The following is a 26,337-nucleotide window of genomic DNA, read 5'->3' on the forward strand; positions in this document are numbered from 1 at the left end:
TCCTCACCGGATCGCGAAAATCGGCTGTTTCCATGCCGTTACGTGCTTGTTCTCGCTTGACAGCCGTCGTCGCCGACGGTTCAATATGGCAACTGCGAAACCGTGTTTCTTTCTGCGAAACGCGGGCGGAGGTGAGATATGACGACACCACCGGCGGGAGCGCGGCCCGGGTCCGGAGCCACGCGTGCTGAACTGCCCCCCGCGAGCCGGACCGGAACGTGGCTGCTCGCCATCGCCGCGGCGGCGGCCGGGCCTATGACGGGTATCGAGATCGTCTTGCTGAGCAAACCGCTCGGTGGTGTGGTCGGGCTGCCCGCCGCGGTCGTGGGGTATATCGCCCTGACCGCGGGGATGCTCGGGGGTCTGACGGTGTTGCCGGGCGTGCGGCTCCGGTTCACCGCGTCGAGTCGCCGCACCGGCGCGCTCGCCGTCCTCGGTGGCGTGGGAATACTTGTCGCAGCGCTGTTTTCGTCGATGCCCGCCTTCCTGTGTGGCGTGGTCGTGGCCGGTGTGGCGGCGGGACCGCTGCTCGTCACTGCTCGGGCCGTCGCCGGTGTCCGAGTCTGCTACGCAGCGGTGACGGTCGCGTTGCTCGCGGGTGCCGTGCTGGCCGGCGCGTGCGGCCGGCAACCGGACGAGGCGCTGTTCGTGGCCGGGAGTGTGGTGATCGCGGCCGGATTGTCGGTGTCGGTGCGGAACGCATCTTTCGGCGGTGTCGCGGGCGGCCTGCGCGTGTCCGGTACCGCGCTGCGCGGCGGGATGGGATATGCGGCAGTCGGATTCGCCCTGGGGGCGACGGTGCTGCCGGCCCTGCACCTGCTGCTGTTTCGCTGGGAGGTGCTCGACGCCGATCAGCCTGCGCGCCTAGCCCTCGCGATGGTGCCGGCGGTGCTCGTGGTCGCCGCGCGCGGATACCGGCTGTGTGCGGTGCCGCCGCTGCTGATTCTCGCCGCCGGCGGCCCGGTGCTGGTGGCGACCGCGCCCGGCGCATGGCAGTCGATGATCGGTGTGGCGGTCACCGTCACGGCAGCGATCCGTTGCCTCTCCGTGCTGGACCACGAACTGCGACAGCGACTTCCGGGTAGCGAACAGTGGTGGAGCGCAGTGACCGGACTCGTCGTCGGGGTCGGTGGGATCTGCGGCCTCGGCGGCGCCGTCGCCTGCGGGCGGCTGTGGGGGACCGGCTCCGCGCTCACCCTGGCCGGCGTGCCGGTGTTGCTGGCCGCGCTGGTGATCGCGCGGACGTCGGCGCCCGGCGGCGGCCGAACCCAGACCGTCGACCGCCGCGCCGATGCGGACGACCGTCCCACCGCCCCTCAGCCCAGCGAGATCGCCGTCGAAGGAGGCGCCCGATGAAACGCGCACTACTACGGGGTGGACTGGGCCTCGCGTTCGCGGCCGCCATCGCGGCACCCGCCGCGGCCGACACGCCCGCCACTCTGCACATCGACGCCGCGACGGACCTGCGGGAGGGGCAGCGAGTCACGGTGGACGGCAGCGGTTTCCAGCCAGGCCTGGCGGCGGTTGCCGTGGGGCTGTGTAAACAGGGCTATACCAACGGGTTGAACGATTGCGATCTCGACGGCGGCGCCACCTTCGTCAATATCGCCTCCGACGGAACCTTTCCGACGCTCGTGCTCACTCTGCATCCGAAGTTCGAGAACATCGACTGCCTGCGGCAGCAGTGCGTGATCGCGGCCGCGCCGCTGCCCGGTACCGAACCCGCCGGAGTCATCGCCGCCAATTCCGCCGTGACTCCCGTGGTTTTCGCGGGCTCGAGCCTTCCCCCGCCCGCGGCCGTGCCGGTGGCCGGCACGGTGGCGGCGGGCTCCACCGATACGCGCGGCCCGTCCGCGGTGCTGTGGTCGCTGACCGCGGCACTGCTGGTCGTCGTCGCCGCAATCGCCCTCGCCGACCGGCGGCGGCTCTAGGAAATCCAGGAGGAGCACATGTTTCGAACCAGAAACCTGGTGAGCGCGGTATTCGCGGGACTCACCGCTGTCGCGATGTTCGGTGGGGCGCCCGCCCAGGCGGCCACGGTCGCGGTGAGCCAGTCCGGTGGTGTCGCGGTCGGGCAGAGCGTCAGCGTCTCGGTGAGCGGGCTGGCACCTGATCTGGCCTCGGTCGCGGTCGGGCAGTGCACGACGAACATCTCCGGGCCCTCGGACTGCAATCTCGCCGGCTCGCTGCTGGGCACCGCCGACGCGCAGGGTAATTGGGACGCCGGCAGTATCACCCTGGTCGGCTCCGTCGGTGGCGTGGACTGCACGGCGCAGGCGGGCGCGTGCACGATCGCGGTCACCAGCCTGACCGACCCGACCAATATCCTCGCCTCGATTCCCCTCAGCTTCGGATGAGGTCGACACCATGAGACGCAGCATCTTTCGCAGCGCCGTCGGCGCGGCGGTGACGGCCGTCGCGCTGCTGGTGACGGCCCCGCTCGCCGCGGCCGCACCCACCCTGCATCCCACGCCCACCGGCGATGTCACCGTCGGTGAGGTCGTCACCGTCGCCGTGGACGGACTGCCATCCAACCTGGCCCAGGTGGCGGTCGGCCAGTGTAAACCGCAGGTGGTCGCGCCCACCGACTGCAATCTCGGCGCCTCCCTGCTCGGCTCCGCCGACGCGCAGGGGGCCTGGCAGCCCGGAATGCGCGGCAACACCATCACGCTGACCGCGTCGGTCGGTGCGGTGGACTGCACCTCGGCGCCCGGCGCCTGCACCCTGGCCGTCACCAGCCTCACCGACCCCGGCAATATCCTCGCCTCGGTGCCGCTGACGTTCACCCACGCCCCGGCGGTCGCCACGACGGCACCGAAAGCTGCTGCGGCGGACAGTGATTCATCCGACTCGCACACGACGGCGATCGTCGTCGCGATCGTGGTGGTCGTGGTCGTCGTGCTCGCGGTGGCCGGATTGCTGGTGCGGCGACGACGTCGAACCTGACCTCGGCGTGTTCGTCCCTGTGCGGATATCCGTACAGGGACGAACACGTGTGCCGATCAGGGCGGGTAGGCGCGAGCGGACAGCCCCGCACCGCCGGCGCGGAACGCTGCGGGCAGGTGGGTGACGGTGGTCTGCACGTATTCGCGCAGTCCCTCATCGCCGTATTCCCGGCCGTATCCGCTGCGTTTGGTCCCGCCGAACGGGGCACGCAGTGACATTCCGGTGCGGTTGTGGGTGTTGACGAAGGTGAAGCCGGCTTCCAGTCGCGCGGCGAAGTCGAAGGCGCGCTCCTCGTCGGCCGACCACACCGACGCCGCGAGCCCGAGCGCGGAATCGTTGGCGCGAGCCCGGACTTCGTCCTGCGTGCGGTAGGTGAGCAGCGGTACCGCGGGCCCGAACTGTTCGGTGACCACGAGCGGCGCATCGTCGGGCAGATCCAGGACGAGCACGGGGTCGACGAAATAGCCCTCTCCCACCGGGCCTTTCGCCAGCGGGACGACGCGTCCACGGCTGCCCGCCTCCGCGATCAGTGCTCGAAGTCGTTCCGCGGCGGCGCGCGTCACCACCGGGCCCATGGTGACATCCTCGTCGACCGGATCGCCGACCCGCAGAATCCGCTGGGCCGCAGCGGTATACGCCGCCAGGAACTCCGCCGCGCGGTGTTCGGGCACATAGAGCCGTTTGGCGGCCATGCATACCTGTCCGGAGGTGGCGAAGGAGGCAAGCACCAGGCGTTCGTAGTCGTCCGGAGAGAGCGCGAAATCATCGAGGAAGACCGCCGGATCGTTGCCGCCGAGTTCGAGCACCACCGGCGTCAGCGCTTCCCCCGCCGCGGCGGCGATGCTGCGCCCGGCGCTCTCGCCGCCGGTGAAGGCGACCTTCCCGACCGCGGGATGGGCGATCAGCGTCCGCACCACCTCCGGCCCGCCGTGCACCACGGTGGTCTCCGGCAGCGCCTCGGCGACCGCCGACACCGCGAGCGGCGCCAGCGGTGAGGGCTTGAGCACCACCGTATTTCCGGCGGCCAAGGCGGGACCGAGTTTCACCATCGCCAGAATGATGGGAGCGTTCCACGGTGTGATAGCGGCGATCACACCGAACGGGCGCGGCGTGATCCGCAACCGCCCTTGGGCGTCATCGATCTCGGTGTCGGCGAAGATCACCGGGGCCCGATCGCAGAGCCAGCGCAGATAGGTGACGGCGAAACCGATTTCGCCCCGGCAGTCGGCGATGGGCTTGCCGGACTCCCGGGCGAGCAGCAGCGCCAGCGCCTCCCGGTCCGCCGCGATGCGGTCGGCGGCGGTGCGGAGTCGGGCCAGCCGTTCGTCCAACGGCCGCCGCGACCAGTCCCGAAAACTCCGTTCCGCGTGCCGCACGAGCGCATCCACCTGTTCCGGTGCGGTGACCCGGACCGAGCCGACGATCTCGGCCGGACGGGCCGGATTCTCGCGCTCGATCCTCACGCCGTCGACTCCAGGCTGTCCATCAGGCAGGCGCGGCGCAGATAGGCGCGGGCCGCGGCGGGATCGGCAGCCAACTCCCGCAGACCACGGCGGTATTCGGCCTCGTGGGTGCGCAAGCGCGTCCAGTTGGCCCGGCTCGTGCGCTGCACATGGTCGACCGCCACCCTCCGGCGCTGCCGGACCGCCTGCTCCAGCACCTCGTCGGGAGCGCCCGCCAGCACGTCGGCGAGAGCGGACCCCATCCACACCGCGTCGTGAATGCCGCTGTTCATCCCCAGCCCACCGAGCGGATTGTTCACGTGCGCGGCATCGCCCATCAACAACACCCGGCCATAGCGGAACCGTGGCGCGACCCGCTCGTGCACGTGATACAGCGAGGCATGCGCGATCCGCCACGGCCGGCCGAGGTCGGCTACCCGCGCCAAACGTTCGGGCAGACGGCGCAATTCGAGATCGTCGGCGGTATCCGCGGGCGTCGGCAGCAGCACCCGCCAGTGGTCGGGGGTGCGCAGCAGCACCAGCCACTCGTCGGGGTCGAACACGTAGTTGATCGGGGCGATACCCGGCAGCGCCGCGTCGAGCTGTTCGTCGACCGAGGCGACCAGGAACCGCTCCGGATAGGTGCTGCCCTCGAACTCCGCGCCGACCCCACCCCGGACCGCCGAATGTGCCCCGTCCGCGCCGATCAGCCAGTCACATCGCACCGGCCCGCGCGAGGTGGACATCCGCACGCCGTGGGATCCCGTCTCGACGCCGTCGACGGTATGGCCGAACCGCACGCGCACCGAATCGGGTAGCGCGTCGAGCAGTATCGGGGTGAGTTTGCTCTGCTCACACTGCACCCGGTACGGGAAATCGGTATCACCGGCCAGTACGCCGAGATCGAGGGTGGCCACCGGGTCGCCGCCACGCTCGCGGTACTGAAAGGTGCTCGCTACCAGTCCTTTTCCCAGCAGGGCGTCGACGACACCGAGATCGCGCAGCATTTCCAGCGTGGGCGGATGGAAGGTCGACGCGCGCGATTCACCCGCCAGTCCCGCACCCTGCTCGAGGACGGTGACCTCCACACCGCGCCGCGCCAGCACCAAGGCGGCGGTGAGCCCCACGGGCCCGGCCCCGGCGATCGCCACCGTGGTCATGACGTGTGCAGGGCGAAGCGCCCCTCGACGCCGACGACCCGCGCGCCGGTGAAGAACTGCAAGGTCTCGGCCGTCCCCTCTTCGCCGAGTCCCGATATGCCCCAGGCGGGACGCGGGGTCATCGGATGCAGGCTCATGATCGAGGAGCCGTTCACCTTCACCTCACCGGCTCGGATCCGGCGCGCGACCGCGAGCGCGAATTCGGTGTCCGTTCCGCATACATAGCCTTCCAGGCCGTAGGGCACGGCGTTCGCGATGTTCACCACGTCCTCGACGCGGTCGTAGGTGACGACCCCGGCGACCGGGCCGAAGATCTCCTCGTGCGAGTCGCCGTCCAGAAGTGCTGGGGCGCAATAACTTCCCGACTGCGGCAGCACCCCGTACACGTGGTGTTCGCTACCGTCCAGCGCGGCGCGGATCGCGGCCACATGCCGTGAGTGCACGAGCGGGCCCAGATCGGTGCCGAGATCCAGTGGTGGACCGATGGACAGCGTCGCGAGCTGCTTACCGATGGCCTCTGTCAATTCCCCGGCGCGGTCCGCGGGCACGATCAGCCGCCCCAGCGCTCGGCACCATTGCCCGTTGAGGGTGGTGAGCAGTTCGGCGGCCATCCGCGCCGCGGTCTCGGTGTCGGCGTCGGGAAGGACGACCAGGGGATTGTTCCCGCCCAATTCCAGCTGGCACGGCCGCAACAGCGGCGCCGACGCGCCCGCCACAGCGCGCCCGCCCGCCACGCCACCGGTGAACGACACCGCCTTGATCCGGGCATCGGCGGTGAGCCGGGCGCCGGTGCCCGCATCGCCGTGCACCAGCTGGAACATGCCGGCCGGCACCCGTTCGGCGATCGCCTCGGCCAGTATCACCGCACTGTAGGGCGCCAATTCGCTCACCTTCAGGATCACCGGGCAGCCGGCGGCGAGGGCGCCCGCGACCTTGTGCGCGGCCATCGGCGCGGGTGCGTTCCACGGCACCAGGCACAGCGCCGGACCCAGCGGCAGTCGATGCACCTCGACGCCGTCGCGATCCGCGCGCAGTGCGCCGCCCCGAATCTGCGCGGCGGCCAGGCGGAACGAACCGGCGACGATCGCCCCGAGCGGCCGGGTCTGCCGCAGCGGCACCCCCGTCGCGAAGGCGTCCAGTTCGGCGATGCGTTCCAGACGTGGTTCGAGGTCGTCGGCGATCGCCTCGAGGGTTTCGGGCTCGATGCGTCCGGTGGCGTTGTCGGCCACCGCGAGTGCGCGCTCGAGCCGGTCGGCGGTGGTGGCGACGGTACGGCTCACAACCTGCCCGGTGGCCGGATCTTCCAGCGTCCCCTCGAGTTCCGTGCCGGGCATACTCCAGGTGTCGTCGATCAGATCGCGAATCGCGGGCAGGCGCACCGTCATTTCGCGGCCTCCGCCGGCGCGGTGGCGAACAGGTCGTTGGCGCGCGCGTCGGTGACGATGCGGGCCACCTCGAGGAGTCCGCGTTCGGCCGGGAAGGTCATGACCAGCCCCATGGCCAGATCGCGCAGTGCGCGGCCGGCGATACCGTTCATCGACGCCGCCGATGTCCCGCCCGCCTTCAGCGCGCCCAGTGCTACCTGGAAACAGGCCTCGGTGACCGCGCCCTTACCCAGGCGCCACTGCGCGAACACCTCCTGCTTCGGCTTGAACGGCACCTCCGCGGTCTCCACCGCGAGCTGATAGCGCAACCACAGGTACGCGGTCTCCAGCTGGCGGGTCATCTCACCGAACAACACCTGATGCACCGGTGAGGACGCGATCGGCTCGCCGGTATCGGCGAAAGTCTTCGTCGTTGTCGCCGTGAGGATTTCGTCATACACCCGCTGTGCGCATCCGGTGTAGACCGCGGCGATGGCGAGCTGATTGCCGACGAAACTGCCGCGGCTCATGGTCAGCATCTTGGTGAAGGCCCCCGGAACAGCGAGCGCTTCGTCGTCGGGGATGAACACGGTGTCGAGCCGGATGCCGTTGTTGGCGGTCGCGCGCATTCCCAGACCGTCCCACGGCGCCCGCACACTCACCCCGTCGGCGGCGCGTGGCACGAAGAAGGTGGCCAGACCCTCCGCGGTGTCGTAACCCTCCAGTTTCGCGGAGGTCAGATAGTAATCGGCGACGCCGGTCGCGCAGCCGAAAGACTTCTCCCCGTGGAGAACCCATCCGCCGTCGACCTTCGTCGCGGTCGTCGCGATGGTGATGTTGGCGGACGAGGTCTTCACCGATTCGGAGGCGAAATTGGCCAGCCACACCCCGTCGGCCATCCGGGTGAGCACCTTCTCGGCGAAGGCGCGCACCACCGGAATCTCCGCCTCGTCGAACAATCCGGCGTCGATCGCCTCCAACGGCAGCAGCCCGCGCGAGGCGCTGGTGTTGTGGAAGAAGTAGGCCAGTGCCGTGGACGGGCAGGCGGTGCCCATGGCGTAGGTGGCGGCGGCGAGATCGCGCAATGTGCCGCCGAGGCCGCCGAATTTCTCCGGAACCACCAGCCCCAGCAATCCGGCGTCGCGGAGCAGCGCGATATGCGAGACCGGGAAGGTGGCGGTGCGGTCGGCCTCCTCGGCCGCCGCACGCAGTGCCGGTAGCACCGATTCGACGCGACGGGCGCGTTCGCGCTCCGCGGCGGTCATCTGTTCGACGAGTCGTTCTCCGATCATCGGGCAATCCCCTCGTGGTAGCAGCGGTCGTGGTAAATGAGCGGTGCGGCCGGGCGCGGCGTGGCCGCATCGTGGACCAGGCCCAGGATGATGGTGTGGTCGCCGGCCGGATAGCTTGCCGCGACAACGCAATCCACCCACGCGACCGCGTCGGCGAGCACGGCCGCACCGGTGGTCGCGGTCTGCCAGCGTCCGGTCGCGAAGCGGTCACCGGACGCCGGGGCGGAGAATCGGCGGCCGATCTCCTCGTGATCGCTGCCGAGCATGTTGACCGCGAAAACGCCGCTGTCGTGGATCATCCGGCAGGTGGTGCCCTGCGAGGCCACACAGATCGAGACGAGCGGCGGATCGAGCGCCACACTGGTGAAGGAACTGGCGGTCATGCCGTGTCGTCCACCGCCGGCGGCGGGGGTGGTGATCACCACGACCCCGCTCGCCCACTGTGCCAGCACCGTACGGAGATACTGCGAATCCATCTCTACTCCGTTTCGGTAGTGGAAACGCTGTAACGCACAAGGTAACGCCATGGACCTGGTCGCGCAAGGGGAACGAATGGGGATGGTGTTTCCCATGGGGAAATCCGCCGCCTAGACTGGCTGGGTGACCGTTACCGAATCCGACAGTCAGAGCCGGTCCATCGCCGCGGTCGAACGCGCTATGGACGTGCTGCTGCTCTTCGGCCGCAGCGGCCGGCCCGATCTCGGCGTCACCGAGATCGCCAACGAACTCGGCATCACCAAGGCCGCTGTCCACCGCATTCTCACCGCGCTGCGCAGCCGCGACCTGATCACGCTGGAGCCGACCACCCGCCGCTACGCGCTCGGGCATGCCGCGATGGCGCTGGGGCGGGCGTATCTGGCACGCACCGATCTGCGGGTGGTGGCCGGTCCGGAGTTGCGGCGGCTGGCGACGCTGACGGGGGAGACCGCGACCCTGTCCATTCGGCGCGGTGACACGCGCATGTACGTGGACCAGGTGGTGCCGGATCAGGAATTGCGAATGGAAGTGGCGCTGGGACAGCCGTATCCGTTGCATGCCGGCAGCTCCTCGAAGGTGATTCTGGCGCATCTGCGCAAGCAGGAGATCGACGACTATCTCGAACGGCACGAGTTGACCGCGCTCACCGACGCCACGGTGACTTCGCAGCGCAAACTGCGCGCCGAGCTGACCGCGATCCGCAAACGCGGCTACGCGGTATCGCTGGGGGAGCGGCAGGTCGGCGCGGCATCGATCGCCGCGCCGATTCTCGACCACGACGGCGGGGTGGTGGCGGCCATCAGTGTGTGCGGGCCACTGTCGCGCTTCGAGCCGCGCATGGACGAGTGCGTGCCGATGCTGCTCAAGGCATCCGGGGCGCTCTCGACCCAATTGGGCTATTCGGGTTAGAGATTCGCGCCCGGTTTGAACACCCCGAGCGCCGCGGCCCCCAGGACACTGCCCCAGATCACCCAGACATACGGCAGGCAGCCGTTCACGCTACGGCGCAGCACCGACTCGAGGCCCGGGCTCGAACCCTCGGACTGGAGCCGGCCGAAGGCGGGACCGAAGGGGCGCAACGTCATTCGGATTCCGAGGCCCGCGGCCACGGCGGCGGTGTAGAGCAGGATCTTCCCGCCCAGCCATCGGGGATCGGTGGTGACGCCGAACGGATCCTCGGCGGCCAGGGTGCAGACCCCGGCGACGGCCGCCGCGGCGATCACCGCGATCCGGATGGTCAGATCGGCGCGATGGACGACGACGATCCGGCCGTGAGTGCGGTGGGCGGTGATCGCCAGCGCCAGCCATCCTGCCGCGAACAACCAGACCAGCACCACGAACCACCACGGAAACAGGGCGATTCCGAACAGGGTGGCCCCGTGTGGATCCAGCGCCATGAGGGTGATGCCGCTCGGCAGGAACAGGATCAGGCAGATCTTCGGCCCCAGATCGAGACCGCTCATGATGGCCAGGGCGGTGGCGCGGGCCGTAGGGGTGCGTTCGGGATCGATGACGAAGCGGCTGGAGTAGAAGACGCCGAGATCACCGCCCAGCCAGAAGACGAACAGCACCAGATGCAGCAGGATCCACCAGCCGTGCGGATGCGGGCCCATAGCGTTCCTCACGATCGAGTCGAAAAGTGATGTGACAGTGCATGTTCAGCGCGCGTCGAGTACCGACAGGGCGCCGGCGAGGTCGACGACGTCGGCGTACTTGGCATCCAGATCGAGCAGATTGGCCTCGTGCAGGCGCGGATCGCGATCACCACAGGCATCGGCGACCACCAGCGGACGGAAGCCGTGCTGCAGCGCATCGGTGGCAGTGGCGCGCACACAGCCGCTGGTGGTCAGGCCGGTGATCATGACGGTGTCCACGCGCTGCGCGGTGAGGGTCGCCGCCAGCGAGGTGCCGTGGAAGGCACTCGCATACTGTTTGGTGACGACCACCTCACCGGGCTCCGGTGCCGGGGTGTCGAGGAATGCGCCGAGTGGATTACCTTCCTCGAAGACGTCGAGCGCCGGCACTTTCCGGCGGAACAGGCCGCCGTCCGCGCTGCCGGGGCGATAGTGCACGCGGGTGAAGATGACGGGGTGTGCGGCGGCGCGAGCGTGCGTGACCACCCGGTCCGCGGCCGCCACGGCCGCTTCCACCGGTGCGCGCAGCGGTGAGCCGTCGGTCAGGTACGCCGCGCAGATGTCGACGACCAGCACGGCGGGCCGCTCGCCCGCGCCGAGGCGGGCGGCGAATCCGTGCCGGCGATAGTCCTCGGCGAGGTCGGACATGGGACAACCCTTCAGACGATGCCGTTTTCGGCCAGCCGGCTCAGTTCGTCCGGGCCGATGCCGAGCAGCCGCTCGTATACCTCGGCAGTGTGCTCACCCAGTTCGGGCCCGGTATGGCGCACGCTGCCCGGAGTTTCGCTCAGTTTCGGAAAGACGTTCTGCATGGGAATCTCGCCGAGCTCGGGATGAGCCAGGCGCACGATCGCCTCGCGGGCGGCGAAATGTGGATCGGCGAACATGTCGCGGGCGGTGTAGATGGGTCCGGCGGGCACACCGGCGGCGTGCAGGCGGTCCAGAAGGTCGTTCGTCGGCAGTGTGCGGGTCCACTCGCCGATGATGTCGTCGAGCTCGGCCATGTTCTCCCCGCGCGTCGAATGCGTGGCGAACCGTTCTGTCGTCGCGAGCTCGGGGCGGCCCATGACCTTCACCAGCCGCCCGAACACCGTGTCCTGATTGGCCGCGATGAGGACGAGATCATCGCCGGCGGCGGGATACACATTGCTCGGAGCCACATTGGGCAGCACCGCACCGGTGCGTTCGCGTTGGTACTGCGTGATATCCCATTCGGGCAGCAGCGATTCCATCATCGCCAGCACCGCCTCGTAGATCGCGGAATCCACCAGCTGACCGTGTCCGGTGCGCTCCCGGTGGTGCAGTGCGGCCAGCGTGCCGATGGTCGCGAAGACCGCGGCCAGGGAATCGCCGAGGGAGATACCGGTTCTGGCGGGCGGATGACCGGGATCGCCGGTGGTGTAACGGATTCCGCCCATCGCCTCGCCGATGGAACCGTATCCGGCGCGCGGTGCGTAGGGGCCGGTCTGTCCGTAGCCGGTGACCCGGGTGAGGATCAGTCCGGGATTGCCGGCGCGCAGGGTCTCGAAGTCCAGGCCCCACCGCTCGAGGGTGCCGGGGCGGAAATTCTCGACGACGATATCGGCCTGCGCGATGAGATCGCGGGCCAGCTTCTGTCCCTGCGCCGTGCGCAGATCGCAGGTCACCGACTTCTTGTTGCGCGCCACTACCGGCCACCACAGCGATCGGCCGTAGGGCTTCTCCCGGCCCCACTCCCGCATCGGATCGCCGCGGCCCGGAGATTCGAGTTTGATCACCTCGGCCCCGAAATCGCCCAGTAGCTGACCACAGAACGGGCCCGCCAGCAACTGTCCCATTTCGATGACCCGCAGGTCGGCCAGCGGACCCGCCGCGGCGTGATGGTCTGGCATCGGGCCAACTCCGTTCTGTCGCAGCGCCGCGGGAGGAATCCGGCCGCGCGGTCCCGTGAGAATGGATACAATGTATCCCGTAGCGAAACACTCGGCAAGATCAGGAAACGGAGGAGCCGTGGAGATCACGCTGGTCGACGTCGCGCCGCGGGACGGATTGCAGAACGAGCCGGAGCCGATCGCGACGGCTGACAAGATCGAGCTCGTTCGCCGATCGGTCGATGCCGGACTGCGCCGGATCGAGGCGGTGAGTTTCGTGCATCCCGACCGGGTGCCCCGCATGGCCGACGCCGAAGCGGTGCTGGCCGGTGTACCGCGCGACGACGAAACCTCCTATGCCGGGCTGATTTTCAACGACCGTGGACTCGACCGTGCCCTCGCCGCAGGCGTCGACGAGATCAATGTGGTGGTGGTCGCGACCGATACCTTCAGCCGTCGCAACCAGGGCTGCGACACGGAGGAGGGCATTGCCCGCTGGGCGCGGTTGGCGGCCCGCGCCGCCGAGGCCGGACTGTGGCGCACCGTCACCATCGCGGCCGCCTTCGGCTGTCCGTTCGAAGGGGAGGTGCCGGAGTCACGCGTGCTCGACCTCGTCTCCCGAGTCGCCGAATCCCGCCCCGACGAAATCGCGCTGGCCGACACCATCGGCGTCGGCACCCCGGACCGCGTGCGACGCCTGGTCTCCGGCGTGCGCCGCCGGGCGCCCGGGGCCGTGGCTCGCTGCCATTTTCACAACACTCGAAACACCGGCTACGCCAATGCGATAGCGGCGCTCGATGCCGGCGTGCAAGTTCTCGACGCCAGCACCGGCGGTATCGGCGGTTGCCCCTTCGCTCCCGCCGCCACCGGCAACATCGCCACCGAGGATCTGCTGTACACCCTCGACCGCATGGGCGTCACCACCGGCGTCCGCATCGAGCCGGTCATCGAGACGGCGAACTGGCTCGGCGGGGTCTTGGGCGCGCCGGTGCCCGCCCTGCTCGGCCGAGCCGGAGTCTTCCCCGGCGCACCCGCGGCGTCCTGAGCGGAGTGCTCGAGAACAACGGGGATCTGGCCGGCGCCACAACGGCGTTCATTGGGCCCCCTGCGCCGACCCGATCGTGCGCAGGGGTTCCAGCAGCGGGTCGAGGGTCGCGGCTCCAGCCAGGTTGAAGGCGGTTTCGCTGAGGATGTCCGCTGCCACGGGGGAGAGCGCTCGCTCGGTGTTGAGCCGGAATTTGAGGGCCAATTCCTCCGGGGTGAGCGGATTGCCGGGGCCTCCCCGGTTGGATTCGACGCGTTCGGTGAGGGTGCGGCCGTCGTGCAGGCGCGCGGTGAGGACCGCGGGGAACTGCGTGGGAAAGATGTCGTCGCTGCGGAGATCGGGAACGCAGCGCACCCGAGCGGCCAGGTCCAGGCGGTCGGGGTCGCGGGCGGCGGTGTCGGTGAAATCCTCATGGAACACCCCGAGTCCACCGCCGCCGGTGAGGGCCGCCGCGACGGTGTAAGGCCCGGAAAAGGCGGCGTGATAACCGGATTCGGGACGAGACTTCAGTTCCGGTGGATAGCCGATGGTGCGCAATGCCGCCGCGGGTGCGCCCAATTCCAGTTCCGCGATGTCCTCGGGCCGCACACCCTGCGCGCGCAGGCGCAGTGCCGCGTCGATGCCGGCATGGGTGAAGTGATTGCAGGGGTAGGGCTTGAAGCACACCTCGGGCAGCCGCCACCGGTCGCCGAGCCCGTCGACCAGTGCGGCGGGATCGGCCTGATCGCCGCAGAAGGCGTGCAGCAGACCGAATCTGCCCTCGAAGACCGTCGGGGGGCCGGTGAGCCCGGCGCGTGCCAGCCCCGCCGCGGCCACCGCGGCATGCGCCGCCCATCCACAGTGCACGCGCTTGACGGTGCCACCGGTGCGATTGGCCTCCAGCAGACCCGAGCCCATACTCGCCGCGATCGCCATGGCATGGGCGATGCCGTCCGCCTCGAGACCGGACAGCATCGCCGCGGCCGCCGCACCCCCGACGGCGCCGCAGATGGCGGTCGCATGCAATCCGCGTTCGAAGAACACCGAATTGCGCAGCGTCGCATCGTATCCGGCCATTCCGGCTCGCACCGTGATCTCGATTCCCACGGCCACCGCGTCGAGCAGGGCGGCTCCGCTCGCGTCGCGGGATTCGGCGACCGCGAGCGCCGCGGGTACCACCGACGCCGACGGATGCAGCACCGACGGCAGGTGGGTGTCGTCGAAATCCAGAGCGTGCGCGAGCGTGCCACCCAGCAGTGCGACGCTGGGCGCCGGATATCCGCCCTCCAGTCCGAGCGCGGTCGCACCGGTGTGGCCACCCCACTCGGTGATCACCGCGCGCACCGCCACCGCGGGCGGGGTGTCCAACGCCGCAATGCTGTTACCGAGCACATCCAGCACTCGGCGCGACGTATCGGCGCGCAATTCGGCTCCGACTCCGGTGACTCGCGCGGCCGCGGCGAAGTCGGCGAGCCGGGCGAGAATCGTCTGTTCGGTCATCGGCTCACCGCCGCGAGCGGGCGCACCGGTGATCCGGTGCCGCCGACAATGCGCAACGGTGCCGCCAAGAAGACGAATTCCGGAAGCTTCTCGGCGGCAAGCTCTTCCAGGGCCAGATGCTCCATGATGTAGATCCCCGACTCCACCAGCAGCACCCGGTGTACCGGCAGCACCCTGTGCCCCGCGCCCGGCTGGACGCATTCGTAGGCGGTGGTGTCGCAGCCGGTGGCCACCACCCCGCGGCCCGCCAGCCAGCGCGCCGCCTCGACCCCCACGCCCGGCACACCGGTGGCCGCACCGAGGTAGGCGTCGCCTTCATCGAACAATCGCGACCATCCCGTCCGGATCAGCGCGACGTCGCCCGGCTGCGGTTCCGATCCGGTCGCTTTCGCCGCCCGCCGCAGATCCTCGACCGTGATCTCGTACCCGCCCGGCAGCGTCGGCACCCCGTGCAGGGCAGCCACGTCGAGCAGCACCCCGCGCCGCAGCAGTCCCGGCAGGTTCTCCGCCCCGAGTTCGTGGAAGAGACCGCCGCGCTGTGCCTGTGCGGCATCCACCCCGCCGTGCAGCAATCCGTCGTGGCTGACGTGGCTGAGCGCATCGATATGCGTCCCGACATGCCCACCGGTGACGATGATCTCGTTGGCGGCCGAACCACCGTCGGGGCGCGTCATGTCACCGTGGCGGCGGATGAGGGTCATGCGGAAACCGGGGTGATTCGGTGAACACGGCATCCCGGTGAAGAACGGCTGGCCCAGTTCGATCAGTCGCACTCCGCCGGAGACCGCCGCCGTCAACGGATCCCGCGCGCTCATCGGATCACCCCCGCTGTACGCAGCCGGGCCAGGTGCGCCTCGCCGACCCCGTAGGAGCCCAGGACCTCCTCGGTATGTGCCCCCAGCGGGGGGCCGGTCCAGCGGATGCGGCCAGGGGTGTCGGAGAGCCGGAACAGCACGTTCTGCATCCGCAGCGCACCGAGTTCCGGATCATCGAGGGTGATGATCGATCCCAGCGCGCGGAACTGCGGGTCGGCGAGGATGTCGGCGGCGGTGTAGATCGGGGCGACCGCCGCCTCGGCCTTCTCGAACGCGCGCACCACCTCATCGGTGTCGCGGTGGGAAATCCATTCCCCGACAGCGGCATCGAGCTCGTCGGCGTGCGCGGCGCGGCCGGTGCCGGTGGCGAACCACGGCTGCTCGATGTAGTCGGGCCGTTCGACCAGGCGCATCACTCGTTCGGCGATCGATTGCGCGCTGGTCGACACCGCGACCCAGCCACCGTCGGCGGTGCGATAGGTATTGCGTGGCGCGTTGTTGGTGGAGCGGTTGCCGGTGCGCGGCGCCATCTCCCCGAGCTGATCGTAGGCGAGGATGTGCGGGCCGAGCAGGGTGAGGATCGGCTCGATGATGGCCAGATCGATCTGCTGGCCGCGACCGTCGCGATCGCGGGCCCGCAGTGCGGACATGATCGCGAAAGACGCGGCGAGAGCGGCGATCCCATCGGCCAAGCCGAAGGGCGGCAGCGTGGGTGGGCCGTCGGGTTCGCCGGTCATCGCCGCGAAACCGCTCATCGCCTCCGCCAGGGTGCCGAATCCGGGCCGGCGAGCATACGGCCCCACCTGCCCGAACCCGGTCACCCGCGCCAGGACGAGACCCGGATTGTGTTCCCGCAGTGCGGAATAGCCCAATCCCCACCGTTCCAGGGTGCCGGGCCGGAAGTTCTCGATCACCACGTCGGCGTCGGAGGCCATCCGCCGGAACAACTCCTGCCCCTCGGCCGACCCGAGATACAAGGTCACCGACTTCTTTCCGCGCCCCAGCATCTTCCACCACAGACCGACACCGTCGCGCTGCGCGCCGTGCCCGCGCACCGGATCGCCATCCGGATGTTCGATCTTGATCACCTCGGCGCCGAAGTCGGCGAGCAGCGTCGCCGCGAGCGGGCCCGCGAACAGCGTCGCCGCATCGATGACCCGGATTCCCGACAGTGGTCCCGCCATGACTGAACTCCTCATCGACCAAACGTTTCTCAGAGCGAAACATGCGCAAGCCGCCGTACCGATTGACTACCTGCGAATAGTACTGCGATGATCGCTTCGTTGGTAAGAATGTTTCGCAGGACGAAACTGGAGAAGGTTGTGGCGGAGATCGAGCTGCTGATCCGGAATGCCCGCGTGGTTCACCCCGATGGCGACGCGGAGGTGCCGGAGCCCGTGGATATCGCCGTCGCCGGAGGAGTGGTCCGCCATATCGCCCGCGACATCGCGGCCGGGCCGGCGACCGAAGTCGTCGATGCCCGCGGACTGCTGGCGTTTCCGGGGGTGGTCGACGCGCATCAGCACTGGGGCATCTATTCCGACCTGGCCGCGGACACCGAATCAGAGAGCCGGGCGTGTGCGCAGGGCGGGGTGACGACGTCGTTGAGCTATCTGCGCACCGGCCGCTACTATCTCAACCGCGGCGGCCCCTACCGCGACTTCGTCCCCGAGGCGCTCGACCGCATGTCCGGACGCTCGTATGTCGATTTCGGTGTCCACCTGGCGCCGATGACCCGGGAGCACATCGGCGAAATCCCCACGCTGGTGGAGGATTTCGGTATCACGTCGTTCAAGATCTTCATGTTCTACGGTGGTCACGGCTTGCACGGACGCTCCGGCGACCAATCCGAATTCCTGATGATCGGCCCGGACGAACGCTACGACCTGGCGCATTTCGAATTCGTCATGCGCGGGCTCGCCGAGGCCCGGGAACGCTACGGCGATGCCGTCTCGCTGTCGCTGCACTGCGAAACCGCCGAAATCATGGCCGCCTACACCGAACTCGTCGAACGCGAGGGCACGCTCAGCGGGCTGCGCGCCTACAGCGCCTCCCGCCCGCCCCATTCGGAAGGACTGGCCATCACGATGGCCGCCTACCTCGCCCACGAAACCGGTTTCCCCAATATCAACCTGCTGCATCTGTCATCGGCGAAAGCGGTGGATGCCGCGTTGCGGATGGCGAAGGCGTTTCCGCACATCGACTTTCGGCGCGAGGTGACCATCGGGCATCTGCTCGCCGACGTCGACACCGCAGACGGTATCGGCGGCAAGGTGAATCCGCCCCTGCGCGAACGTCGCGACGTCGAGGCGCTGTGGCAGCATCTGCTGGCCGGCGATATCGACTGGGTGGTCAGCGATCACGCCTGCTGCCGCGACGAACAGAAGTTCGCCACCGACCGCGCCGACGTCTTCGGCGCCAAATCCGGATTCGGCGGTGCCGAGTACCTCCTGCCCGGCCTGGTGAGCGAGGGAACCAAACGCGGATTGCCCCTGGCCCGGGTCGCGGCCCTCACTGCCACCGAACCCGCCCGTCGCTACGGCCTCACGCGCAAAGGGCGCATCGCACCCGGCTACGACGCCGACGTCGCCCTCGTCGACCTCGGCGCCCGCTGGACCGTCCACGCCGAATCCTCCGAATCAGCCCAGGAATATACGCCTTTCGAAGGATTCGACATGTCTGCCCGCGTCACCGACGTTTTCCTGCGCGGTCGGCGAATACTGCGTGACGGAGCAGTCTGCGGACCGCCGCGCGGTGAGTACCTGCGTCGCGCGGCCCTACCGTGATATCTGCTCGACATTCGCCGATGAATTTCGGGCGCGCACAACGTCTGTCCCGTTATGAGGAGACTGAGCTACGGGATCAGCATGTCCCTGGACGGTTACATCAACGACCGCGACGGCAGCATCGACTGGTCCCATCCGGACGACGAGTTGCACCAGTTTCACAACGACCGGTATCGGGACATCGAGATGTCGCTGCACGGTCGTCGCCTGTACGAGCTGATGGCCGATTACTGGCCGCATGTGCCCGAGGACGCGCCGCCGATCCAGCGTGAATTCGGCAGGTTGTGGACGGAGAAGCCGAAGGTCGTCTTCTCGCGGACACTGACCGAGGTGCACTGGAACAGCACGCTGGTCAGCGAGAACGCCGTGGAGGAGGTGCGCAGGCTCAAGGCCGAGGGCGACGGCGTCATGGAGGTCGGCGGCGCGAGTCTCGCGGCCTCGCTGATTCCGCACGGGCTCATCGACGAGTATCAAGTGTTCGTCCTGCCCGTGGTGCTCGGCGGCGGTACACCGATGTTTCCCCTGCTGGACAAGCGTATTCCGCTCCGGTTGGCGGAGACGAGGCATTTCGACACGGCGGTGATGCTGCGCTACATCCTCGACTGAGGTCGGGTCCGGTTCGAGGCGTCGCCATTGTGCACGTGCTCCGACTCGGGCACAGTTCGGTGCGGCGGTGACGGGGTCGTCCACCGCCGGTTGGGATCGTTCGAGGCTCGGGTAGCGGAAAGCAGGCGATGCGGTGGGTGTGTACGTGGTGACCGGGGCGGCGTCCGGAATGGGACGGGCCGCGGCGGAGAAGTTGCGCGAGCGGGGCCATACGGTGGTCGGGGTCGATCTGCGGGACGCACAGGTGGTGGCGGATCTGTCGACTCCGGCCGGGCGCCGCACCGCGATCGACGGTGTGCTCGCACAGGTGGACGGGCATCTCGACGGCGCGATCCTGGCGGCGGGGGTGGGCCCGGCGCCCGGTGCGGACCGGCCGCGGCTGATCTTCGAGGTGAACTATCGCGGCGTCGTCGACCTGCTCGACGGCTGGCGCTCGGCGCTGGCGCGCGCGGACGAGGCGAAAGTCGTTGTGTTCGGCAGCAATTCGACGACCACCACGCCGCTGGTGCCGCGCCGGGCGATTCGAGCGCTGCTGGCGGGTGACACCGAGAAGGCGCTGCGAGCGTTGCGGATCTTCGGCAGGAATGCGCCGTCGATCGCGTACGGGACGTCGAAGATCGCGGTGAGTCACTGGGTGCGCCGCCAGGCGACGACCGCGCAGTGGGCCGGGGCGGGAATCCGGCTCAACGCCCTGGCGCCCGGCGCGGTGCTGACGCCGCTGCTGGAGAAGCAGCTCGCGACTGCGGCCGAGGCCAAGAATATCGAGCGGTTCCCGGTTCCGATCGGCGGATTCGGCGATCCGGGCGATCTGGCCGAGTGGGCGGTGTTCATGCTGTCGCCGGCGGCGCGTTTCCTGTGCGGCAGTATCGTTTTCGTCGACGGCGGCAGCGACGCCTACTTCCGTGCCGGCGATTGGCCTCGCGCTGTCCCGCTGCGCAAGCTGCCCGGGTATCTGTGGCGATTCTTCGGCTCGGGACCGCGCTGAACGCTTCGGCCCTCAGACCGCGGCGAGTTCGTGTCGCAGTACCTCGCTCGCGGCGCGTTCCCCCGAGCGAACCGCTCCGTCGACCCACCCGCACATCACGGGCGAGCTCTCGGTTCCGGCCCAGTGGATCCGTCCGCACGGTTCGCGCAGCGCACGGCCGAACCCGGTGAGCACCCCGGTCGGGAGGTGACTGAGCATTCCGCCGCCGGAATAGCGTTCGGCACTCCAGTCCTGCTCGACGTAGTCGACCGGGGAACCGGCTCTGTTCCCGAACCGGGCGACCAGCTCACGCACGATCGCGGTCCTGCGTTCGGTGGCGTCGAGCCGGCCGATCCGTCGTGCGGTGGGCCCCTCCGTGATGACGCACAGCACTCCGGGGCGCGCGGTATCGGTGCAGGCGTCGATGGTGACGGTGGCCGGTGACCCCGGCGCGGCCGACTGACCGGACAATCCGTCGTACCGCCAGAACGGCTCGTCGTAGACGACGGAGGTTTTGATGATCGAGCCACTCGGCACGCGCTGATGCAGCAACGAGCGATCGACCGGCAGCATCGGCTCGTACCGGATCTGCCCGGCGACCGCGAGCGGGACGGCGACGATCGCCCGAGGAGCGCGCAGCGTCGACGCTCCGGCGTGCACGGTCACCCCGGACTCGTCCTGCTCGATGCCGTGCACCGGATGCGACAGGTGAATGGAGTCGCCGACCTGGTCGGCCATCGCACCGTAGATCGCGCCCATGCCGCCCACGGGCCGCGAGTCCTGGGCGCCGCCGCGGACGCTGAACATGAAGTTCGGCCCGCCCCCGGACGCCATCTGATACAGCGCGAACAGCATGGACACTTCCGAGGCGGCGGAGGTATAGCTGCCCGCGATGGCGGTCTCGAGCAGATCGTGGGCGGTCTTCGACCGGATGCGAGTCAGCCACTGCGCCACCGTGATCCGATCCCATTTCTCGGCCTTGCGGGCATCCCACGGCGCCTCGAGCGGGATCGACTTGCACAGGTAGGCGAGCTCGGCGAAGCCGGCGCCGAGGTTGATGGCGGCCCACGGACTCATCGTCCACGGGATCGTGCCGGTGTAGCGGTACTGCTCGCCGTCGACGACCATCATCGCCTCGCCGTCGGTGTACTGCCGGTAGCTCCCGATCCCGAATTCGGCCATCAGGGCACGGATGCGGTCCTGTCCGGGCCCGATCCAGGCGCCGCCGCGGTCGATCCAGCAGCCGTCCGTGCGCACCTCGGTGAACGTGCGCCCGCCGAGCCGGTCGCGTGCTTCGAGCAGCGCCACCGATCGACCCGCCTGTTTCAGTCGCAGCGCGGCGGTCAATCCGGCGAATCCGCCACCGATCACGCAACAGTCCACGTCTGTCATCGAGAGCCGCCTTCGTGTCGACGTTCTCCGGGCCACTGTCGGGCCACGGCACGGCTCGCATCCACGATTTCGTCGCTACGAACCACTTCGGTCGGATCGACATCTCAGGTGGGCAATTTTATAGCAAACTTCGAGGGTGGCAGACCGGAAATCCGGTGGCTATCCCTGTCGGCCGGTCGAGACGGCTGCCGGGGAGCCGGCGCGGGGAACGAGCGCGACGCGCCTGCCCGAGATCTGTAACCGCAGACCGGCGGCACGGGCGAGGACGACACCGATCAGCGCCGCCGATGCCGCCGAGACCGCCCCGCAGGCGAACAGCCCGAACCGGGGGCCGAATTCCTCGGTGAGCCATCCGACGATCGGGCCGCCGATAGGGGTGCCGCCGGTGAAGACCATCATGTACAGCGACATCACCCGCCCCCGCATGGTGGGGTCGGTCTCCAGTTGCACCATCGAATTACCGGACGTGCTGAAGGTGAGTCCGAGCAGACCCACCACCGCGAGCAGGACGGTGAAGAGCCAGAAGTCCGGCGCGAAGGCGGTGACCGCCTCGAGTGCGCCGAAGCCGACCGCGGTGGCGACCAGCGTGCGCATCCGAACCCGCCCGCGGCGGCTGGCCAGCAGCGCACCCGCGAGCGAACCCACGGCCAGTGCGGTGTTGAGCAGCCCGTACTTACCGGCGTCGACATCGAAGACGTGATAGGCGAAGCCCGACAGCACGGTGGGGAAGTTGTAGCCGAAGGTGCCGATGAAGCCCACCATGACGATCGGCCAGAGCAGTTGCGGATGTGCTCTCACATAGCGGAGACCGTCGCGCAGTTGACCTTTCCGCCGAGGCAGGCGCGGCACCGGTGTCAGCTCCGACGGTCGCATGGCCAGCAGACCGGCGATCACGGCGGCGAAGGAGCAGGCGTTGATAGCGAAGGCCCAGCCGGACCCGACGGCGGCGATCAACGCTCCGGCGACCGCCGGCCCGACCAGTCGCGCGGCCTGGAAATTCGCGGAGTTCAGGCTGACGGCATTGCGCAGTCGCTGCCGGCCGACGATTTCCGGGACGAACGACTGGCGGGTCGGGTTGTCGACTACGGTCACCATGCCCAGCAGCAGCGCCAGCAGGTAGACGTGCCACACCTCGACCGTGCCGGTCAGTGTCAGGACCGCGAGTACCGCGGCGAGCACGCCCATGGTGGCCTGGGTGAGGACCAGAAGCCCCCGCTTGGGAAAGCGGTCGGCGATGACGCCGCCGTAGAGACCGAACAGCAGCATCGGCAGGAACTGCATGGCAGTGGTGATGCCGACGGCGAACGAGCTACCGGTGAGGCCGAGCACCAGCCAGTCCTGCGCGATCCGCTGCATCCAGGTGCCGGTATTCGAAACCACCTGGCCCGCAAAGTAATAGCGATAGTTCGGGACGGTGAGGGAGGCGAACATCCCGCCCGTGCGTTCCGGCGGTGCCGGTGGTGGTGCGGGCAGATCGGGCGGAAGCGAATCGGGGGCGGTGGTGGTCTGGAAGTCGTCGGTGCGGGTCGCGGTCAAAACTGCCTTTCCTGCGTTCAGCTCCTTGTTCGGTGAAGAGCAACGTTCGGTTGCCGCGGATGGGCCGGAGGGTGGATGCGGCGTGGTGCCGGACACCGATCCATGTTGCTTAGCCTATCTAATTAATTATACTGCACCGGATCCCGTCACCGGCCGGCGAATTCTGTGCGGTTGGCGACACGGCGGCGGCGGATTCTTAACGTTTTCCCTACGGCTCGCGGCGGCCGGGTTCGGGTTTGCCGGATTTACGCTGATTAATCGTGGTTTCACCGATCGACGTCGCCAAACGAGTTGTGCTGGGACGACCGTTCCGCAGCGATCGGCTCGGGGAGACGCTGTTGCCCAAGCGGCTGGCGTTGCCGATCTTCGCCAGCGATCCGCTGTCCTCGGTGGCGTATGCGACCCAGGAAATTCTGCTCATCCTGACGTTGGGCGGCCTCAGCTACCTGTATCTGACCCCGTGGGTGGCCGGCGGTGTCGTGGTGCTGCTGGCGGTGGTCGCGTTGTCGTATCGCCAAGTCGTGCGCGCCTATCCCTCGGGTGGCGGATCCTATGAGGTGGTCGCCGAAAACCTCGGTGCGATACCGGGTTTGGTCGTGGCGGCGGCGCTGCTGGTCGACTACGTCATGACGGTGGCCGTGTCGGTCGCGGCGGGGGTGGACAACATCATCTCCGCGGCGCCGGCGTTGAACCCGCATCGGGTGCTGATCGATATCGGGTTCATCGTGGCGCTGACCGCGATGAACCTGCGCGGGGTGCGAGAATCCGGCCGCGCGTTCGCCGTGCCGACCTACGGATTCGTCGCCGGCGTCATGGTGATGATCTCCATCGGCCTGATCGAGACACTGATCGGACACGCACCGGTCGCCGAGAGCGCGCACTACCAGATCAACGCCGCGCACGCCGGCCTCGGGACGGCCGCGGTGGCGTTTCTCGCGCTGCGGGCGTTTTCCTCGGGATGCACGGCGCTGACGGGCGCCGAAGCGATCTCCAACGGCGTCCCCGCGTTCCGGAAACCGAAGTCGCTCAACGCGGCCCGGACGATGACCGCGATGGGTGTGCTGGCGATCGCCATGTTCACCGGTGTGACCGCGCTGGCCATGATCACCCACACGCGGGTCGCCGAGAACACCTGCGACCTGATCGGATTTCCCGGGGATTGCCGCACCGACGCCCAGAAAACCGTGATCGCGCAGATCGCGGGGGCGGTGTTCGGCGACACCAGCCCGGGTTTCTACTACCTCATGGTCACCACCGCGCTGATCCTGATCCTCGCCGCGAACACCGCCTACAACGGGTTCCCGCTGCTGACCTCGATTCTGGCTCAGCATCGCTACCTGCCGCGCCAATTGCACACGCGCGGGGACCGGCTCGCCTACTCCAACGGCATCATCCTGCTCGCCGCGGTCGCCGCCGGGTTGATCTACGCCTTCGACGGGCAGACCACCAGGCTGATTCAGCTGTATATCGTCGGCGTGTTCACCTCGTTCACGCTGTGCCAGACCGGCATGGTCCGGCACTGGAATCGCGAGCTACTCGACGTGACGGCCCCGGCGCAACGACAACGCATCCACCGAGCCCGGGCGATCAACGCGTTCGGCGCCTGCTTCACCGGTGTGGTGCTGGTCGTGGTCATGATCACCAAATTCGGCCACGGCGCCTATCTCGTGGTCATCGCGATGCCGTTGCTGGTGCTGATGATGTATTCCATCCACACCCACTACACGAGCGTGCGCGCCGAACTCGATATCGATCCGGACGAGGAAACAACTCTGCCCGGCCGGGTGCATGCGATCGTGCTGGTTTCGGACTGGCACAAGGCCACTCGGCGAGCGGTTCAATTCGCGCGCGCGACCCGTCCCGACACCCTCACCGCGATCACGGTCAACGTCGACGACAGTGATACGAGGGCACTGACCCAGTCCTGGGAGAGCCACGATGTCACCATCCCGCTGAAGGTCGTGGAGTCGCCCTACCGCGAAATCACCCGCCCCGTCATCGAATACATCAAGCGAGTCCGCCGCTCAGGGCCCCGGGACGTCGTCAGCGTCTACATTCCGGAGTACGTCGTCGGGCACTGGTGGGAAAACCTGCTCCACAATCAGAGTTCGCTGCGACTCAAGGCGCGCCTGCTGTTCGAACCGGGTGTGATGGTCACCAGCGTGCCCTATCAGTTGCGCTCTTCGCGAAACCGCAAGCCGCCCACTGTCACACCGAGCCCCGGGCAGGTCCGCCGCGGAATCGTCGCTCCCTGATCCGTGACCTCCGCCGCGATCAGCGAGCCTCTCCGCCGGTGACGGAGTCGACGTCGACGAGCAGATGCCGTGGCCCCCGGAAGATCTGGCTGCGCCGATACGGTGGCGGATCGACGACCAGCCGTGGGGTCGCCACGCGGCGCAGGAAAATCTCGAGCGCGAGATTGACTTCCAGTCGGGCCAGTGGGCCGCCCGGACAGGTGTGAATGCCACTGCCCCAACCGAAATGCTCGTTATCGGGGCGCTGGAGGTCGAATCGGTTCGGGTCGGCGAATCGGTTCGGGTCGCGGTTGGCGGCGGCGTAGACCAGATGCAGCGCGGCCCCTTCCGGGATGACGGTGCCGGCGATCTCGATATCGGCGGTGACGCTGCGGCTGGGGAAGAACTGCACCGCCGCCTGCAACCGCTGGACCTCTTCGATCGCGCGGGGAATCAGCTGCGGTCGATCGCGTACCTGATCGTAGGAGCCGGGGTTGCGCAGGAGCGTCATCACACAGTTGGCGATGGTGTTGACCGTCGAGTCGTGGCCGGCGATCAACAGCAGCACCGCATTGGCCAATACCTCCTCGGCCGGCATCGGGCCGTCGGGGCCGTCGTCGTGCAGTAGTCGCGACAGCAGCCCCGGCCCCGGCTCGTGCTGGAGCTGTTCGATCAGGTCCGCCAGATATCGCGTGAGGGCGTCACGGCCGGCGTGGGCCTTACCGGCGCGAATTCTGCCGTCTTCGGTACCCGCGTCCGGACCCAGATCGGTGCCGGTGAGCATGTCGTAGATCCAGGCGTGGAACCGGGGCTCGTCCGCGAGCGGGATGCCGAGGATCGTGCTGATCACCGTCACCGGTACCGGATAGGCGTACTCGTCGACCACGTCCAGCCGCGTCTTGCCGCTTGCCTCGACGTCGTCGAGCAGCTTGTCGCACAACCCGACGATGACGGGTTCCATGCCGGGGATGACGTGCGGGGAGTGCGGTGGGCCGAAGTGGCGCATCACCTGCCGGCGTGCCCGGTCGTGTGCGGGCGGATCGGAGGCGATGATGCTCTGCGGGCGAGTGTGCGGCGGCGGCGTGCTCGCCGCGTCGGTGCCCGCCAGGGGATTGCCCAGCGGGCTGCGGCTGATATCGGAGCTGACCCGGGGGTCGTGCGCCAGGGCCAGCAGTTCCTGATATCCCGTCACCACGTACAGGTTGTCGGCCACACGCGCGACCGGGGTCCTGCGCAGCTGGTCGAAGTACGGGTACGGGTCGGCGCGGTGTTCGTATTTCATCGCCTCGGTCCAGGCGGTCGCCGCGGTCATTGC

At 68.6% G+C, this 26,337-nt stretch carries 24 protein-coding genes; 10 read left to right on the plus strand and 14 right to left on the minus strand.

Features of this window, described 5'->3' with window-relative positions; all coding sequences use genetic code 11:
- Nucleotides 1–138: 138 nt before the first annotated feature.
- The 4 genes from RJ03_RS32860 to RJ03_RS32875 are packed head-to-tail and all read left to right on the plus strand — an operon-like array spanning nucleotide 139 to nucleotide 2,946.
- Nucleotides 139–1,356 (plus strand): hypothetical protein, encoded by a 1,218-nt coding sequence (locus RJ03_RS32860; RefSeq protein WP_157163589.1) that lies wholly within the window; start codon nucleotides 139–141, stop codon nucleotides 1,354–1,356.
- Nucleotides 1,353–1,931, plus strand: coding sequence for a neocarzinostatin apoprotein domain-containing protein (locus RJ03_RS32865; protein WP_036510452.1), 579 nt, complete (start codon nucleotides 1,353–1,355; stop codon nucleotides 1,929–1,931). Before RJ03_RS32860 ends, RJ03_RS32865 begins: the two co-directional genes overlap by 4 nt.
- An 18-nt stretch (nucleotides 1,932–1,949) precedes the next feature.
- A complete protein-coding gene (locus RJ03_RS32870) occupies nucleotides 1,950–2,357 on the plus strand; it encodes a neocarzinostatin apoprotein domain-containing protein (protein ID WP_083871526.1) in 408 nt (135 codons plus the stop codon).
- Nucleotides 2,358–2,367: 10 nt separating this feature from the next.
- Nucleotides 2,368–2,946: a neocarzinostatin apoprotein domain-containing protein gene (locus RJ03_RS32875; protein ID WP_036510458.1), complete on the plus strand. Its 579-nt coding sequence runs from the start codon at nucleotides 2,368–2,370 to the stop codon at nucleotides 2,944–2,946.
- 56 nt (nucleotides 2,947–3,002) lie between these two features.
- Here the strand turns inward: RJ03_RS32875 and RJ03_RS32880 are convergent, their stop codons facing one another.
- The 5 genes from RJ03_RS32880 to RJ03_RS32900 are packed head-to-tail and all read right to left on the minus strand — an operon-like array spanning nucleotide 3,003 to nucleotide 8,680.
- Entirely contained in the window at nucleotides 3,003–4,409 is a 1,407-nt protein-coding gene (locus RJ03_RS32880; protein ID WP_051025600.1) for an aldehyde dehydrogenase family protein, read from the minus strand.
- Nucleotides 4,406–5,548 carry an FAD-dependent oxidoreductase gene (locus RJ03_RS32885; RefSeq protein WP_036510461.1) on the minus strand — a complete coding sequence of 381 codons (1,143 nt, stop codon included), beginning with the start codon at nucleotides 5,546–5,548 and terminating at the stop codon, nucleotides 4,406–4,408. The genes RJ03_RS32880 and RJ03_RS32885 overlap by 4 nt, the downstream gene beginning before the upstream one ends.
- The gene (locus RJ03_RS32890) at nucleotides 5,545–6,933 is read right to left on the minus strand and encodes an aldehyde dehydrogenase family protein (protein ID WP_036510464.1); all 1,389 of its coding nucleotides are present in this window, start codon (nucleotides 6,931–6,933) and stop codon (nucleotides 5,545–5,547) included. Before RJ03_RS32890 ends, RJ03_RS32885 begins: the two co-directional genes overlap by 4 nt.
- The gene (locus RJ03_RS32895) at nucleotides 6,930–8,204 is read right to left on the minus strand and encodes an acyl-CoA dehydrogenase family protein (RefSeq protein WP_036510467.1); all 1,275 of its coding nucleotides are present in this window, start codon (nucleotides 8,202–8,204) and stop codon (nucleotides 6,930–6,932) included. Before RJ03_RS32895 ends, RJ03_RS32890 begins: the two co-directional genes overlap by 4 nt.
- On the minus strand, nucleotides 8,201–8,680 hold the full coding sequence (locus RJ03_RS32900) for a flavin reductase family protein (RefSeq protein ID WP_036510470.1): 480 nt from the start codon (nucleotides 8,678–8,680) through the stop codon (nucleotides 8,201–8,203). The genes RJ03_RS32895 and RJ03_RS32900 overlap by 4 nt, the downstream gene beginning before the upstream one ends.
- A 124-nt stretch (nucleotides 8,681–8,804) precedes the next feature.
- On the opposite strand from RJ03_RS32900, the gene RJ03_RS32905 reads away from it, so the two are divergent.
- Nucleotides 8,805–9,590: an IclR family transcriptional regulator gene (locus tag RJ03_RS32905; RefSeq protein ID WP_036510474.1), complete on the plus strand. Its 786-nt coding sequence runs from the start codon at nucleotides 8,805–8,807 to the stop codon at nucleotides 9,588–9,590.
- On the opposite strand, the gene RJ03_RS32910 is transcribed toward RJ03_RS32905, so the two are convergent.
- Genes RJ03_RS32910 through RJ03_RS32920 form a run of 3 tightly spaced genes read right to left on the minus strand, consistent with a single transcriptional unit; the run spans nucleotide 9,587 to nucleotide 12,186 of the window.
- Entirely contained in the window at nucleotides 9,587–10,294 is a 708-nt protein-coding gene (locus RJ03_RS32910) for a hypothetical protein (RefSeq protein ID WP_036510477.1), read from the minus strand. The genes RJ03_RS32905 and RJ03_RS32910 overlap by 4 nt on opposite strands.
- A 45-nt stretch (nucleotides 10,295–10,339) precedes the next feature.
- Nucleotides 10,340–10,963, minus strand: coding sequence for an isochorismatase family protein (locus RJ03_RS32915; RefSeq protein ID WP_036510480.1), 624 nt, complete (start codon nucleotides 10,961–10,963; stop codon nucleotides 10,340–10,342).
- A gap of 11 nt (nucleotides 10,964–10,974) precedes the next feature.
- Nucleotides 10,975–12,186, minus strand: coding sequence for a CaiB/BaiF CoA transferase family protein (locus tag RJ03_RS32920; protein ID WP_036510483.1), 1,212 nt, complete (start codon nucleotides 12,184–12,186; stop codon nucleotides 10,975–10,977).
- Nucleotides 12,187–12,256: 70 nt separating this feature from the next.
- On the opposite strand from RJ03_RS32920, the gene RJ03_RS32925 reads away from it, so the two are divergent.
- Nucleotides 12,257–13,210 (plus strand): hydroxymethylglutaryl-CoA lyase, encoded by a 954-nt coding sequence (locus RJ03_RS32925; protein ID WP_051025601.1) that lies wholly within the window; start codon nucleotides 12,257–12,259, stop codon nucleotides 13,208–13,210.
- 48 nt (nucleotides 13,211–13,258) lie between these two features.
- On the opposite strand, the gene RJ03_RS32930 is transcribed toward RJ03_RS32925, so the two are convergent.
- Genes RJ03_RS32930 through RJ03_RS32940 form a run of 3 tightly spaced genes read right to left on the minus strand, consistent with a single transcriptional unit; the run spans nucleotide 13,259 to nucleotide 16,688 of the window.
- Nucleotides 13,259–14,689 carry an MmgE/PrpD family protein gene (locus tag RJ03_RS32930; RefSeq protein WP_036510488.1) on the minus strand — a complete coding sequence of 477 codons (1,431 nt, stop codon included), beginning with the start codon at nucleotides 14,687–14,689 and terminating at the stop codon, nucleotides 13,259–13,261.
- Nucleotides 14,686–15,504, minus strand: coding sequence for a cyclase family protein (locus tag RJ03_RS32935; RefSeq protein WP_036510491.1), 819 nt, complete (start codon nucleotides 15,502–15,504; stop codon nucleotides 14,686–14,688). The genes RJ03_RS32930 and RJ03_RS32935 overlap by 4 nt, the downstream gene beginning before the upstream one ends.
- Nucleotides 15,501–16,688: a CaiB/BaiF CoA transferase family protein gene (locus RJ03_RS32940; protein WP_036510494.1), complete on the minus strand. Its 1,188-nt coding sequence runs from the start codon at nucleotides 16,686–16,688 to the stop codon at nucleotides 15,501–15,503. The genes RJ03_RS32935 and RJ03_RS32940 overlap by 4 nt, the downstream gene beginning before the upstream one ends.
- 138 nt (nucleotides 16,689–16,826) lie before the next feature.
- Here RJ03_RS32940 and RJ03_RS32945 point away from each other — a divergent pair, with 138 nt between their 5' ends.
- The 3 genes from RJ03_RS32945 to RJ03_RS32955 all read left to right on the plus strand — a co-directional run bounded on the left by RJ03_RS32945 (nucleotide 16,827) and on the right by RJ03_RS32955 (nucleotide 19,881).
- On the plus strand, nucleotides 16,827–18,290 hold the full coding sequence (locus RJ03_RS32945) for a dihydroorotase (RefSeq protein WP_036510498.1): 1,464 nt from the start codon (nucleotides 16,827–16,829) through the stop codon (nucleotides 18,288–18,290).
- Between the two features lie 54 nt (nucleotides 18,291–18,344).
- Complete coding sequence (locus tag RJ03_RS32950; RefSeq protein WP_036510502.1) at nucleotides 18,345–18,896, plus strand: dihydrofolate reductase family protein; 552 nt, start codon at nucleotides 18,345–18,347, stop codon at nucleotides 18,894–18,896.
- Nucleotides 18,897–19,029: 133 nt separating this feature from the next.
- Nucleotides 19,030–19,881 carry an SDR family oxidoreductase gene (locus tag RJ03_RS32955; protein WP_036510506.1) on the plus strand — a complete coding sequence of 284 codons (852 nt, stop codon included), beginning with the start codon at nucleotides 19,030–19,032 and terminating at the stop codon, nucleotides 19,879–19,881.
- A gap of 12 nt (nucleotides 19,882–19,893) precedes the next feature.
- On the opposite strand, the gene RJ03_RS32960 is transcribed toward RJ03_RS32955, so the two are convergent.
- The gene (locus RJ03_RS32960; RefSeq protein WP_036510509.1) at nucleotides 19,894–21,252 is read right to left on the minus strand and encodes a flavin monoamine oxidase family protein; all 1,359 of its coding nucleotides are present in this window, start codon (nucleotides 21,250–21,252) and stop codon (nucleotides 19,894–19,896) included.
- 159 nt (nucleotides 21,253–21,411) lie between these two features.
- On the minus strand, nucleotides 21,412–22,788 hold the full coding sequence (locus RJ03_RS32965; protein WP_051025602.1) for an MFS transporter: 1,377 nt from the start codon (nucleotides 22,786–22,788) through the stop codon (nucleotides 21,412–21,414).
- Between the two features lie 260 nt (nucleotides 22,789–23,048).
- Here RJ03_RS32965 and RJ03_RS32970 point away from each other — a divergent pair, with 260 nt between their 5' ends.
- Nucleotides 23,049–25,043, plus strand: a complete 1,995-nt coding sequence (locus RJ03_RS32970) for an APC family permease (protein WP_036510512.1) — start codon at nucleotides 23,049–23,051, stop codon at nucleotides 25,041–25,043.
- A 19-nt stretch (nucleotides 25,044–25,062) separates the two neighbouring features.
- On the opposite strand, the gene RJ03_RS32975 is transcribed toward RJ03_RS32970, so the two are convergent.
- Nucleotides 25,063–26,334, minus strand: coding sequence for a cytochrome P450 (locus tag RJ03_RS32975; protein ID WP_036510516.1), 1,272 nt, complete (start codon nucleotides 26,332–26,334; stop codon nucleotides 25,063–25,065).
- Between the last annotated feature and the right edge of the window lie 3 nt (nucleotides 26,335–26,337).

Origin of the sequence: Nocardia aobensis NBRC 100429, from assembly GCF_000308375.1 — a bacterium.
Taxonomy (GTDB): domain Bacteria; phylum Actinomycetota; class Actinomycetes; order Mycobacteriales; family Mycobacteriaceae; genus Nocardia; species Nocardia aobensis.